This is a genomic window from Paenibacillus sp. 01L418, assembly GCF_056400045.1.
The window spans coordinates 1-13,428 of sequence record NZ_JBFTSN010000153.1 but is presented as its reverse complement, the minus strand read 5'-3'; the positions used below and the strand labels follow the sequence as shown (position 1 = coordinate 13,428).

At 43.9% G+C, this 13,428-nt stretch carries 14 protein-coding genes; 9 read left to right on the top strand and 5 right to left on the bottom strand.

Going from position 1 to position 13,428, the window contains the following annotated elements; genetic code table 11:
• Both dnaN and AC1DSE_RS18510 read right to left on the bottom strand, forming a co-directional pair.
• Nucleotides 1–949: DNA polymerase III subunit beta (gene dnaN / locus AC1DSE_RS18515; RefSeq protein ID WP_477528010.1), on the bottom strand; the 949-nt coding region annotated here is incomplete at its 3' end.
• 15 nt (nt 950–964) lie between these two features.
• Complete coding sequence (locus AC1DSE_RS18510) at nt 965–1,216, bottom strand: ribbon-helix-helix domain-containing protein (RefSeq protein ID WP_441884742.1); 252 nt, start codon at nt 1,214–1,216, stop codon at nt 965–967.
• A gap of 308 nt (nt 1,217–1,524) precedes the next feature.
• On the opposite strand from AC1DSE_RS18510, the gene miaB reads away from it, so the two are divergent.
• From miaB to AC1DSE_RS18495, 3 genes are all read left to right on the top strand, one after another.
• On the top strand, nt 1,525–3,117 hold the full coding sequence (gene miaB, locus AC1DSE_RS18505) for a tRNA (N6-isopentenyl adenosine(37)-C2)-methylthiotransferase MiaB (protein WP_477511400.1): 1,593 nt from the start codon (nt 1,525–1,527) through the stop codon (nt 3,115–3,117).
• A 23-nt stretch (nt 3,118–3,140) separates the two neighbouring features.
• Nucleotides 3,141–3,635 carry a YlbF/YmcA family competence regulator gene (locus AC1DSE_RS18500; RefSeq protein WP_076269237.1) on the top strand — a complete coding sequence of 165 codons (495 nt, stop codon included), beginning with the start codon at nt 3,141–3,143 and terminating at the stop codon, nt 3,633–3,635.
• A gap of 134 nt (nt 3,636–3,769) precedes the next feature.
• Nucleotides 3,770–4,288, top strand: a complete 519-nt coding sequence (locus tag AC1DSE_RS18495) for a hypothetical protein (protein WP_477511399.1) — start codon at nt 3,770–3,772, stop codon at nt 4,286–4,288.
• Between the two features lie 105 nt (nt 4,289–4,393).
• Here the strand turns inward: AC1DSE_RS18495 and AC1DSE_RS18490 are convergent, their stop codons facing one another.
• Nucleotides 4,394–5,008: a biotin transporter BioY gene (locus AC1DSE_RS18490; RefSeq protein WP_477528009.1), complete on the bottom strand. Its 615-nt coding sequence runs from the start codon at nt 5,006–5,008 to the stop codon at nt 4,394–4,396.
• Nucleotides 5,009–5,130: 122 nt separating this feature from the next.
• Between AC1DSE_RS18490 and AC1DSE_RS18485 the strand changes: the two genes are divergently transcribed.
• Both AC1DSE_RS18485 and AC1DSE_RS18480 read left to right on the top strand, forming a co-directional pair.
• Nucleotides 5,131–5,982 carry an ATP-binding cassette domain-containing protein gene (locus tag AC1DSE_RS18485; protein ID WP_477511397.1) on the top strand — a complete coding sequence of 284 codons (852 nt, stop codon included), beginning with the start codon at nt 5,131–5,133 and terminating at the stop codon, nt 5,980–5,982.
• A complete protein-coding gene (locus AC1DSE_RS18480) occupies nt 5,972–7,759 on the top strand; it encodes an ATP-binding cassette domain-containing protein (RefSeq protein WP_477528008.1) in 1,788 nt (595 codons plus the stop codon). The genes AC1DSE_RS18485 and AC1DSE_RS18480 overlap by 11 nt, the downstream gene beginning before the upstream one ends.
• On the opposite strand, the gene AC1DSE_RS18475 is transcribed toward AC1DSE_RS18480, so the two are convergent.
• Both AC1DSE_RS18475 and AC1DSE_RS18470 read right to left on the bottom strand, forming a co-directional pair.
• On the bottom strand, nt 7,733–8,332 hold the full coding sequence (locus AC1DSE_RS18475; RefSeq protein WP_477511395.1) for an HAD family hydrolase: 600 nt from the start codon (nt 8,330–8,332) through the stop codon (nt 7,733–7,735). The two genes, AC1DSE_RS18480 and AC1DSE_RS18475, sit on opposite strands and share 27 nt — an antisense overlap.
• Nucleotides 8,329–9,540 (bottom strand): MFS transporter, encoded by a 1,212-nt coding sequence (locus AC1DSE_RS18470; protein WP_477528007.1) that lies wholly within the window; start codon nt 9,538–9,540, stop codon nt 8,329–8,331. Before AC1DSE_RS18470 ends, AC1DSE_RS18475 begins: the two co-directional genes overlap by 4 nt.
• Nucleotides 9,541–9,705: 165 nt before the next feature.
• Between AC1DSE_RS18470 and lepB the strand changes: the two genes are divergently transcribed.
• From lepB to AC1DSE_RS18450, 4 genes are all read left to right on the top strand, one after another.
• Nucleotides 9,706–10,248, top strand: a complete 543-nt coding sequence (lepB, locus tag AC1DSE_RS18465; RefSeq protein WP_477511393.1) for a signal peptidase I — start codon at nt 9,706–9,708, stop codon at nt 10,246–10,248.
• Between the two features lie 173 nt (nt 10,249–10,421).
• Complete coding sequence (locus tag AC1DSE_RS18460) at nt 10,422–11,900, top strand: sensor histidine kinase (RefSeq protein WP_477511392.1); 1,479 nt, start codon at nt 10,422–10,424, stop codon at nt 11,898–11,900.
• Nucleotides 11,878–12,567 (top strand): response regulator transcription factor, encoded by a 690-nt coding sequence (locus AC1DSE_RS18455; protein WP_076269246.1) that lies wholly within the window; start codon nt 11,878–11,880, stop codon nt 12,565–12,567. The genes AC1DSE_RS18460 and AC1DSE_RS18455 overlap by 23 nt, the downstream gene beginning before the upstream one ends.
• A 24-nt stretch (nt 12,568–12,591) precedes the next feature.
• Nucleotides 12,592–13,428: efflux RND transporter permease subunit (locus AC1DSE_RS18450; protein ID WP_477528006.1), on the top strand; the 837-nt coding region annotated here is incomplete at its 3' end.

Below are 13,428 nucleotides of genomic sequence, written 5' to 3'. Positions count from 1 at the left end.
AAATAGGGTTAATAGCGAACTTTTCCGAGACATCGCCTATCTCAGCTGCTGCTGCAAATAATTCGATTTCACAAGATGAAATGCGCATCCCGATGGCATGTGTATCACTAACGAGCAAGCTGACGCGTTGGACGGCCCGAAGAAAAGGGGCAGTGTTCATCGTTATTTCGGTTGAAAAGGTTTGTGGCACCAATCTTTCAACTACAGGAAATGTGCCTTGAATAAGCAGCGATTGCATACTGAAATTTAATGTGTTGAAGGAAATGACCTGGTCTGAAATCGTAATTTGTGTTTTGCTAGATCCATCTGACAACATTTTAGAATAATCGGACAAATGTTTTGCTGGAATAACAAACGGAACTGAATCAGAGCTGTTTTCACTTAGATTTGAGGTGCTTGTAGCAAGCCGAACGCCATCGGTAGCAGAAAGCCTCAGCTTTCCATTAATGGTTTGACAAGAAATGCCTGTCAATATCGGTTTCACTTCAGAAGTGGAAGCTGCAAACGAAACTTGCTTCACAATCTTTTTAAACGCTATATTATCGATTTGAAATTTAGCTGTATTCTCTAAGCTGCGCATATCTGGAAATTGTGAAACATCCATTGTAGCCAGACTGTAAATAGAATGATCTGATTCAATATGTATAAAATTATGTTTTAACTCTGCGAGCTTTACTTTGCTTTCAGTTGAAAAACTGCGGACAATATCGAGCAAAAGACGAGCGGGGATAACTGTACTTCCTTCTTTATCAATTTTAAGGTGGTCACAATGACAAGGGATAATATATTGAAGAGTCATAGATGTATTGCAGGCTGTGAGAGAAAGACCATGGGCTCCGRCTTGCATTTTAATGCCTGAAAGAATAGGGGAAACTGCTCTTAATGCCAAACCAGCAGCAATATGCTGAAGTCCAATATGCAACGATTGCTGTCTCACTTCAACAAGCATGATTGTCACCCGTCTTTACAATAATTTGTCGTGTGTATTTAATGATGACTCTATTATTCCGCGAATTACTTCAGATCGGGAGAGACCAGATGTTTTGCACCGATTTTCAAGCTCGCTCCAGACCTCATTGGTGAGCGTTAACGAAATTTTTTTAGTCTCCCCAAATCCCTTTCTTCCGGCTCCAGCACGAGGTCCTCCACGGGAAAACATGATGGAAACCTGTCCTTCTTCGTCGGGCACAGCAATTTTAATCTTTTTTCCAGCCATAAAACTACTCCTTTTTCATTTGAATAAGGTTACTCTAATCAATAATCTATATATTAACTTTAGCATGTAAATTATGACATTGCAATGTGGGTTCTAAAACATTAATCAATGTCCATTTGTATGACTGCCATTTGACTATACATATCAATAAAAATGATAGTAAAAGAAAGAAACCATTTCTATAAGCTTTTTTTTGATTTGCTTGTGATGGATTAGGCGGGGGCGTTATGATATAATTTCTAATTGATATGTTCAAATGAATAAATATAATTGATTATGGAAATTGCAGATAAAGGAAGTGAATCCCTATGACGAAGGAGACCAAAAGCACACCAGACTTAAAATCTGGCACGGGTGTTAAGGACTACTCCAAGTATTTCGATTTTTCGGATGCAAAGATTTTACGAGAAGAAGATGGCATGACTACCGTTCGAATTAAAGGTCGGAATATACAAATCAACTCTGCTCCCAATCACAAGGATGAGAAGAAGCGGGGCAAAGAGGATATCGAGGTGCATTATGACTTTGCGATTCCTGCTGAGCTTCGATCGATGGGTATAGGCAAGTTTTATTTAATCCAAACGTATGGCTGCCAAATGAACGAGCATGACACCGAAGTCATGAAGGGCATGTTCGAAGAAATGGGTTATATAGCTACGGAGGATCGAAATCTTGCAGATGTGATCTTACTTAATACATGTGCCATTCGTGAGAATGCTGAAGATAAAGTGTTTGGAGAGCTTGGCCATTTGAAAGCGCTGAAGACGGAGAAACCGGATTTGCTGTTAGGTGTTTGCGGCTGTATGTCACAGGAAGAATCGGTTGTAGGACGTATTTTGCAAAAGCATTCGTTTGTAGATATGATCTTTGGTACGCATAACATTCATAGACTTCCGTACTTGCTGCAAAATGCTTATTTCAGTAAAGAACTGGTCGTTGAGGTATGGTCCAAGGAAGGCGATATTATCGAAAATATGCCTAAGAAACGCGAAGGAATGCGTGCTTGGGTTAATATTATGTACGGATGCGATAAGTTTTGTACGTATTGCATCGTGCCATATACACGCGGGAAAGAGCGCAGCAGACGTCCAGAAGATGTCATTGCTGAAGTGCGCGACTTAGCTAGACGAGGATTTAAAGAAATTACATTGCTTGGGCAAAATGTTAATGCTTACGGCAAGGATTTTGAGGACATCAACTATCGCTTTGGCGATCTGATGCATGATATGTCCAAAATTGACATTCCGCGTATTCGCTTTATGACGAGTCATCCGCGTGATTTTGACGATCATTTGATTGAGGTGCTTGGAACAGGCGGCAATTTGGTTGAGCATATTCATTTGCCTGTACAGTCCGGCAGCACCGAAATATTGAAACGAATGAGCCGCAAGTATTCTCGCGAGATGTATCTAGAGCTGGTTGCTAAAATTAAAAAAGCAATACCTGGCGCGATGCTCACTTCAGATATAATCGTCGGTTTCCCTGGTGAAACAGACGAGCAGTTCGAGGATACGATGACGCTGGTGAAAGAAGTTGGCTTTGATTCGGCTTATACGTTCCTTTACTCTCCGCGTGAGGGTACACCTGCCGCTAGTATGGAAGATAATGTTCCGCTAGAGGTGAAAAAAGCTCGTTTACAGCGTCTCAATGCACAGCTTGCTGCAAATGCGAGAGAAAAGAATGAGCAGCTTCGTGGTGAAATTGTCGAGGTTCTCATTGAAGGCGAAAGCAAAAACAACGCTAACGTCCTTTCCGGACGGACGCGTACGAATAAATTAGTGCATTTGGAAGGTCCAAAGGAATGGGTTGGCCAGTTTATTATGGCTAAGGTTACCGAGGCACAAACTTGGTATATCAAAGCCGAAAGTATAGAACAGGATGCACAAGAAGCCGTTAGCTAACGGTAAAACAGGAGAGATGACAAATGGCAGAGCAGCATACAGCAGATAATCAAGCAGCGCAATGTGACCATGATCATGAGCATGGCGAAGGCTGTGGAATTCCGAGTTTCCATACTCGCGATCTGATCGTTCGAGAAGATATTTCGAAAAAAGCGAAAGAATTAGCAAATCTCATCTTTACTTCAGAGGAAGTACAGCACTACCGCCGCGCAGAGCTGCAAATTAACGGCAATGAGCGTGTGCAGCAGTTGATTACAAAAATTAAGAAAAAACAAAAGGAAGTTGTTGCTTTCGAAACTACTTTCAAAAATGCAGACATGGTTAAAAAGATCGAAGGCGAAATGGAAGAGCTGCAGGACGAGCTTGATGGCATTCCTATCGTGTCCGAGTTCCAACAAAGTCAAAGCGACATCAATTATTTGCTTCAGCTCGTTATTTCGATCATCCGTGATACAGTGTCTGAGAAAATCAACGTTGAGGATGCGTCAGAGCCAGCCCCTGAAGAGTGCAGCGACTAAAATAAGCTAGACTAGCGTTATAAGCCGTATGTATTGCAGTTCCGTTTTTGGGATGCAGACATGCGGCTTTCATTTTTACATATGAATTGTAACTTTTTTCAAATTAACATAACTGGCGGAAGGGATAAATCCAAATGAAATATAGACAAATAAACCAAAACACTGAAGAAGATTTTCAAGATTTAGAATTCGATATCATTGAAAGTCATGTGATAAAACATCGAAATTATTTTCTTGTTCATGGTCAATATGGAAATGAAATTGTTGGCTTTGAAGTGCTAATAAACAAGGATATGATTCCTGGATGGAATCAGGGAGAAATCAATCAAGAGGCATTTTATTTTGAGGGAATAACTCTTAAATCAATTGGTAAAGAATCAGATGCGTTCATTACGGCTTTGTTGGAGCTTTATGGCTATGAGGGAGAATTAAAGTGTGATGATGAAATCTCATTTACATGTTTTGCACTAGAGGGTGACCCTAGAAACATTGCAAATGAAGATATTAAGTTTAAGGTCTTTTTCGATGATCATAATGAACTTGATTTGTATTGCGAAATATATAAGAATATATCGGTAGAGAATAAGGTTTTTGAATTGAAAGAAAAGGATACTGAATATCGCGGGAACATTTTAAGAACTTTAGGAAAGTAACTCGCGAGGCATATCGAAGTAGATGTCTAAAACAAAAACCGCTATATTCCGATTCAAGATGCATAATCGGATAAAGCGGTTTTTTGCTTTCATAGAACAGCGGTTTTAAACATTAAAAGTTGTTTTCTCTTCGCTATTTCTTACGGTTGACGAGCGTATGTGGACAATGTAAGGTGTTAAAGAGGTTGCTAAAATAGCGCCTGCCAATGATTTAAGTGCATCACCGATAATAAACGGATAGAATCCGACCGTCATCGATTTTTGGAACGAAAGGTCCAGAGAACTCATAAGCCATGGAATGCCTGGAATGTATGAGGTGATGGAGCTGAATAGCTCGAAAATGATGAAAAAAACAATAAAAGCTAAGGCTTTATTTCCCTTGGACATTTTACTGCGTAGAAATCCGCCAATCGCTAGGCTAACCAATAACGAACAGAACGGGAAGGCGAATATAAAGCCGCCAGTAGGTCCTGTTAGATGAGGGATACCGCCTTGCCCACTAAATAGGGGCAGACCGATAGCAGCAAGCAAAATGACGATGAATATGCTGAGGAAAGCGTTGCGCGGCGTCAGAAAGAGACCGGCTAATCCAACAGCCAAGGTTTGAAGCGTAATCGGGACAAATGAGCCGCCGAACTTAATTGTCAAAGAGCTCATGACGATAAACAAAGCTGCGAACAAAGAAATAAAGACGAGTGAGCGAATGTTGCTGGTTTRCATAATGATGTTAGTCTCCTTTATGTACTTGCGATATTATTGTTAACCATTTATATTTAAAACAGGTTAACAAATCGAATTGTAGCATAGCCTATCGTTTTCGGGAAGAGGTTGGGTGAAATTTTTTGAATCAGAGCAATCAGGTACAATTGAAGCAGGTTACCGTTACGCCTCCGGCAATAGGTGAAGGACAAAAACGGAAACCAATAATAAAAGATATTTCGTTTGTTATAAAAGAGGGAGAATGGATTACTCTGCTTGGCTGCAATGGAAGCGGGAAAAGCACAGTTGCGAAAGTAGCTGCTGGTTTTCGGGTAGCAGGCGTCAGCGGTCAAGTCTTAAGGAACATTCATACTGCTGCAAAGGGGAAGCCGATTCCAATTGTTATGCAGCAACCTGAGGCAGCGATGATCGGGGCAACGCCGCTCGAGGATATTATTGTCATGCTGGAGCAGAATGAGCAGGAAGCGGCCAGTATTCGATCTGAAGCCGAGCACGCGCTGCAAAGAGTAGGCATGGGTGAGAGAATGCATCAACCGATTGAAACCTTATCCGGAGGGCAGAAGCAGCTCGTTGCGATTGCGGGGTGTTTGGCATTAAAAGCGCCCATGCTTGTGCTTGATGAGGTAACAGCGATGCTGGATCCAGAAGCAGCAATCTCTGTGCTGGAGCAAACAAGAAGTTTGCAGCAAGCCGGAATTACGGTCATTTGGATTACGCAGAAGCTGGAGGAGCTGCAGGCGGGAGATCGAATCGTTGCGATGAATGCCGGTACGATTATGTACGATGGCGGGGTAGAAGCCTGGTTTGCTAGATCGGCTGCGGGAGCAAGGGATAGTTTTTGTGAGCAGCTTGGTTTGGAGGCTCCTTATTGTGCTCAGGTGGCATGGGAGTTAGAGGAGCAGGGTGTGAAGCTTTCGCCTTTTCCGTTCACAGCAACTATGCTGGCAGAGGCGGTGAAGCAATATGGGCGCTGACTGGCAGTTAAACGGCGTTAGCGTGCACGCGGAGAATGACAATGAAAAACAGCTGCTAAAAGAAGTACATACGTCCTTTAAAGCAGGTGAAATCACACTTTTAATCGGGCGAAATGGTGCTGGGAAGTCAACGCTGCTTGAGACATTGGCGGGCATACGATCGATTCAAAGCGGAAATATTGAGCTGGGCACCGATCAGCTATGGATGGAGAATGGCCGCCGCAGCCGTCTAAATCCAGAAGTGGTGCTTAAGCTTGGCATATCGATGCAAAATGCGGAGTCACAGTGGTTTGCGTCATCTGTACGAGAAGAAATGGTTTATTCTCTCAAGCCATATAAGCTCGATTCATCCATAATCGAGGAGAGAATCGCGGAAGCTCTTGCGAGAGTAGGGCTTCCAGTGGAGCTGTTGGAGCGTGATCCATGGACGCTCAGCGGCGGTCAGCAGCGACGGCTGTCACTCGCCTGCTTATTGGCGTGTGAGCCGGATTGGCTGCTGCTGGATGAGCCGACGGCGGGGTTAGACGCCGGAGGTATTCGCCGCTTGTGCGCGGTGCTGGAAGCGCACAGGGCGGCTGGGCGCGGAGCGGTCGTGGCAACGCACGACCTCGACGCGCTGCTGCCGCTGGCGGACGCGGTCGCCGTCGTTGACGGCGGCACGGTCCGCGCAGCGGCTAAGGCGGCGGCGATAGCGCATGCCGCCTCTGCGCCGCAGGCGCTTCGCGCGCTGGAGGCGCTGCGCGAGGAAGCGGCTATGCCGCTGGAGCAGTTCATCCAGCACGCAGACGCGGATGAGGCGCCTTGGCCGGCGCCGCAAGAACTAGCTGCGGCGATTTCCATTGCACTCGCGAGTCGAGCCGTCCAGAAATCAGGAGCAGCAGCCGTTGTTATAGCAAATGGTATAGTAAGCAGCATAGATACTGAGCACAACAAGCCAAACACGTTTTCAAAAGAAGAACCAAAAGAAGAACCAAAAGGTAAACTCGCTGAAAAAACGATAACAGAGGTTTCTCAATTAGGAGCCGCCAAACCATCGGTTCTGCTGCGTTCAAATTATTTTGATCCTCGTGCGCTTGTACTCGTTTATTTATTTCTATCTGCGAGCATTTTTGCGCAAAAAACAGCATTGGAGCTAACGGTCGCAGCTGTTTCAACGATTTTGCTTTTAATTCCGTTTCGTACACTCATTTGGCCTTGGAGACGAGTCATTCGCGCGTATGCCATTATGATTATTATTTTTTGCGTAATAGCAGGAATTGGCATTCGTCCGCTTTCCTTTGATTTGGACAAGGTTTGGCCAATAGTTATCCGATTAGGCAAGCTTTTGATGATTATGCTTTTAGGCCTCCCAATGCTARAGCTGATGACGCCTCTACGACTTCAACGCTCGCTTGAGCAAACCTTCGGTTTCCTAGAGAAGCTGAAGGTGCCCATTCATTCGTTTGCAATCATCGTCACACTTATTTTTCGGTTTATTCCTTTACTAACAGGAGAATGGGAGCGGTTTGCGAAGCTGGCTCATGCAAGAGGAAAGGCGGTTACGCCTCTTAAGACGGTACCGATGAAAAGGCTTCTACCGATTCTTATTCCCTACGTACGTTCAATATTGCGTCTTGCGGAGCAAATGGCGGATGCGCTTGAAGCACGCGGCTTTGGTTATGCGAAGCGAAAGCCGACTTATAGCTTTCGGCTTCGCTTCGGACGAGCAGATGCTCGTCTAATGAGCATTGCAGCAGCAGCAGGCTCATTGCTAATTCTTATTTCTGTATTGTTTTAAAAAAGGGAGAACCTGCGAAATCCAACGTCCATCTTCATCAGCAAGCAGCGTATGCCATCCGTGCAGCGCTGCTTGCTTTGTGTTTTTAGGATGATCATCAACAAATAAAACAAAGCTGTCAGGCGGCAGCTGTTCATTTACTTTGTCAAAAATAGCTGGATGAGGTTTTTGGAGTGCTGCTTCACTTGAGATCGTGATACTTTTCAAATAAGGCTTGATAGGAGTAATGATGGGTTCAACCCATGCAGGTAAATGATTGCTTAACACATGAATATCAGCAACAGCATTCCAATTGCCGATTTCTAAAAGGGCAGGAAGCGGCAGTAGGCATCTATCGATAAAACTTCTGGCTAGCGCACTAGTTAAGTTTGGCGTATATTCAGCAATCCAGCTCCAAAATTGTTTCTCTGTTATTTGGCCTGTCCATAGCCGCTCGCTAATTTGCTGCTTATATTCGGAGTAAAGTTGTTCTTCAGAAACGATCGCTTCCGCAGCTAGCAGCTGCCAGAAGAGCGGCGACAGGTTTGTCGCCAGCACGCCTCCAATATCTAGCACGAGCTGCGGCTTAATCATCCGCTTACCTCCTCTGCATGATTCGTGCGCGCGACAAACTTAGCTTTGCGATCTGACATCGCCCACTTGATTACAAGTGCAAATGCGACAGCTCCAAGCAGCGAGYCAAATAGGAAACCTCCGTTCAATCCCCAGCTTTCATTGAGCCAACCAGCAAGGAATGGTCCAGAGAACATTCCAATGGCATATAGCGCTTGATATAAGCCCATTGCTGTTGCACGGCCAGGAAGCTCGACATCTCGAATCGCCAGTCCCAGCAGAAGCGGCATATGTAAGCCTTGCGCAAAACCATTAATCGCCTGCGTTGCGACAAGAACGCCAAAAGAATCCGCAAACACCATTGCTCCTGTGCAAATGGTACTCAATATAAAACCAGCGCCAATAGTACCCCAATAGCCGAATTTAGGCGTAAACCACCTCGCTGTAACGAGTGAGGCAAAAGCATGGGGGAGCATAAAAGAAAATACGAGCAAGGTGAGCTTCAGACCGTCTGCACCCATTTCTTGAGCTTTGAGTGGTGTAAATCCGAACATCGTTATAAAAAGAATGCCATGAGCAAGGATGGACAACAAAGAAACCTGCAGCAATGTTTTAGTTTTTACCACATTTTTGATCATGGCAAACGACATTCCTGGCTGTTCCTTCAGCTCCGAGCGAGGCTCTTTCAGCATGAAAGCGAGCACTAGACCAAGGACAGCAATGACAGCGCCTACAATAAATGGAGCACTTGAGCTAAAACCATCCGTTAACCATCCGCTAAAGAGCATGCCGATCATTTGTCCGGATACCGTCATCACGCTAATATTGCCCATTGCACGACCTGTCTGCCCGGCTCCAAAATAGCTGGCGTAAAGCACGGTGAACGCGACCCAAGTAGATGCGCAAACGCCTGCCATCAATCTGCCAGCAAGCGGCCAAACCCATGAATCAGGGATGAGGAACAGCAAGCAGCTTATTGCCGCGGTTAACATTCCTAATAGGATGAAAGGCTTGCGCTTTCCGAAACGATCTGACAAAATGCCGAGCGGAAATCTTACGAACATTTGGACAAAACCATAGCTTCCAAGCACGATGCCGATAAAAGGCAAGGACAATCCCCGATCACTAAGGTAAGGTGAAAGCGTAGGGACATATACATACATGGAAGTCCAATATAAAATGGTTATAGTGGTAAAAAGCAATCTTTGTGCTCCAGAGATTTGATTCATCGTTGTGGAAGCCCCCTTCGCTTTCACTTTATCGCAAGTCTGGTTCGGTTGTCACTTCCTATTTTGGGCGCTATAATGAAAACTTTGTACAGCAAAGAACGTATTAGGTAGACAATTATTATTATTTTTACAAGAAAAAAACACTTACTGATGAGGAGAATGTTCATGCAAACAGAAAAACGCAAAACAAAAAGCTGGATGAAGGAAGTAAGAGAATGGGTCGTCTCGCTTGGAATTGCCGTCGTTGTAGCGCTGCTTTTCCAAAACTATGTCTATGCTCAATCGGAAGTACATAATGTATCTATGCAAAATACGCTTGTCGCTGGACAACGATTAATCGAAGACAAATGGTCTTACCGGCTTCATGAACCTCGTCACGGCGACATCGTTATTATTAGCGGACCAGAGAGCGATTTGCGTTTAATTAAACGTGTCGTAGGCTTGCCTGGAGACGTGGTTGATATACAAAACGGGGAAGTATATTTGAATGGCGAAAAAATCGAAGAGCAATATGTTAAGGGTCAGACAGTAGCTGGCAGTGTTTTAGTGCCTTTTACAGTTAAAGAAGGACAGCTGTTTGTTATGGGTGACAATCGTGAGCATAGTATGGATAGCCGTGAACTTGGTCCAATTGCTAGATCCAGCATCGAAGGCAAAGCCGTATTCCGTATTTGGCCGCTGCCTAAGTTCGGTACACTGAGCGAATAATTATTTTATAGCATTAAATAAAAACGTCATTAATTAAATAAACAAAATCATCAAACGTAATACTTTTGTAAGAAATGGTTACAAATTCGTTTAGAAATAGCCGTTATGATTAACCATAGAAACAACGACAGAAACACACTTAACAAAAAAGCAGCAGCGAGGCGTGAACAGGATTGTCCATTCGAGTAAAGCTGTATATGTCATACTTGGCGATGATTTTTGTACCGATCATATTAATGAGTGCTTTTATGATATTTATCTTTTATGCTCGCGGAGTTGAGGATGTTCGTCATTATTATGAAAATGAGAACAGAGAGCCTTATCTTCAAGCCTTGGTGTATGGCGAATTATCCTATGTGCTTCGCAATGATTCCGGTGAGCTCGAGAAGAAGGAATACGTAGCCGAAATTCAAGAGCGGTTAGGCAAGCTATGGGCAGGACTTCTTATTTCCAGGGATGGAAAGATTACTTCTGTAGCGCCTTTCTTGGAGCAGTCAGCTGTTCATGCTGATTGGCAGCAATTATTGGACGAGCCGCCTTCGAAGGTTGCATTTAATTCATTTCGATTCGAAACGAGTACCGTCGATTTTATTTATCCTGATGGGGGAGAGGGTCGTGCTGTTCTGTTCCGGCGAAATGATACGGTTCCTATCTATTGGAGGCCGGTCGGCACAGCTTTCAGTTTAGCTTTTATTGGATTAACGAGCTTGCTGCTTACTTACTTTGTATCAAGAAGCATCATTCGTCCCATTAAGAAACTAGAAGCCGCAGCTCTACAAATTAAGGATGGCGATTTGTCGCACAAGGTTGAGGCCACGACGAAAGGTGAAATCGGACAGCTTAGCATCGCGTTTGAGGATATGAGGGTAAGATTGAAGCAGTCGATTGATCAAAGCCTTCAGTATGAAGAAAACCGTAAAATGCTGCTGTCTCATATCTCGCATGATTTGAAAACGCCAATATCTGCGATTAAAGGGTATGTTGAAGGGATCATGGACGGTATCGCGAACACGGATGAAAAGCGGAAGCGCTACATGGAGACGATTTATCGTAAAGCTACAGATATGGATCAATTAATTGATGAGCTGTTCCTATTCTCGAAGCTTGATCTTCAAACGGTTGCCTTTGATTTTAAAGTGATGGACATTAAACGCTACTTAGAATATTTTTTGGATGAGCAGCGATTTGATCTGGAAAAATCAGGGGTAGGATTGCAATATATCGAGCATGGTTCTGATCCGCTGATGATCGCAGCCGATCCTGACAAGCTAAGCCGTGTTTTAACTAATATACTGAACAATTGTGTCAAGTATATGGGACAATCTTCTGTTCTCGAAAAACATAACATCGTTGTTCGAGTAACAGAACTGGAGGAGCACGCTCTGATTGAAATTGAGGATTCAGGTCCCGGAATTGAGAAGGATGATTTGCCTTATATCTTCGATCGTTTCTATCGCGCGGAGCAATCACGCAATTTAGAGACAGGTGGAAGTGGTCTCGGTCTTGCAATCGTCAAACAAATTATTGAAGGGCACGGCGGTACGGTCTGGGCGGAAAATGCAGAGCATGGAGGTGCGTTGTTCTGTCTAAAATTGCCTAAGTCAGTATCCGTCAAAACGGTGGGTGGTCATGAAGAGCATACTAATTATTGAAGATGAGAAAGCCATTGCCGAGCTGGAACGAGATTACTTGGAAAGTTACGGTTTTAACGTTCAAATTGAAGGGAGAGGTGATATAGGACTTGAGAAAGCGCTCGAAGGAAAGTTTGATCTTATCATATTAGATGTAATGCTTCCTAAAATCGACGGCTTTGAAATTTGTCGTCAAATTAGACAAACGATCAATATTCCAGTGCTGATGGTAACCGCGAAAAAAGAGGATATTGATAAAATACGAGGATTAGGACTTGGCGCTGACGATTATATGACCAAGCCCTTCAGTCCAAGTGAGCTGGTAGCACGCGTGAAAGCTCATTTGGCTCGTTACGAGCGTTTGACAGCTGACAAAGGGGAGCGAGGCGAGCATATTCGCATACGCGGATTGTTTATCGATAAGCCTTCACGAAGAGTCATGATACATGAGCAGGAAGCGATGCTTACTTCAAAGGAATATGAGCTTCTGCTGCTTTTAGCTTCACACCCTAATCGCGTGTTTGAGAAAGAAGAGTTGTTTGAACGTATTTGGGGGCTTGATTCAAATGGAGACGCAGCTACGGTTACGGTTCATATTCGGAGGCTGCGTGAGAAAATTGAGCATGACCCATCCAAACCTCAATATATAGAAACAATTTGGGGAGTGGGCTACCGTTTTAAAGTATAGATAGAAGATGAGGAGTGGGAGAGATTGAAGAGCATCATCCGATTTTCGCTTAATAACAAATTTGCTTTGTGGATTTTGACGCTGCTTGTGTTATTTGCTGGACTTTATTCAGGAATGAATATGAAAATGGAAACATTGCCCGATATTACGGTTCCAATCGTAAGCGTCACAACTGTATTGCCGGGTGCTGCACCTGAAGAGGTTATGGAGAAAATTACGAAGCCGATTGAGCAGCGGACTCGCAATCTTAAAGGTGTTAAAGTCATTAGCTCAACATCCTATGAGAATGCTTCATCTGTCGTTATTGAGTACTCCTATGAGACAGATATGGAAAAGGCGGAAGCGGAAGTTAAAAATATCCTCTCCGAGATTAAGCTTCCAACAGGAACGCAAACCCCATCCGTTTCACGGATCAGCTTGAATGCATTCCCTGTCCTTGCGATGAGTATCTCCAATGAAAAGATGAATTTGGAGCAGCTTACGAAGGAAATAGAAGAAAATGTGTTGCCGCGCTTTCAAGGTATTGAAGGTGTAGCGAGCATTCAAGTTTCTGGACAAAATGTTAAGGAAGGTGAACTATCCTTCAAAACGGATAAGCTAAAGCAAATCGGCTTAACCGAAGAGATGGTGAAAGGCATCATCCAAGCGTCAGCTATTTCTGTACCGCTAGGTATTTATGAATTTGGCGAGACAGAGAAGGCGCTGGTCGTTGATGGAAACATAACGACAGAGAGTGATTTGAAAAACTTAGTCATCGTGCCAGGTGTTAAGCTTAGCGATGTTGCTGATTTAAGCATCGTAGGCAAAGCAGAGTCTATTTCTCGTACGAATGGCAAAGACTCCATTGGGTTTAACGTAGTC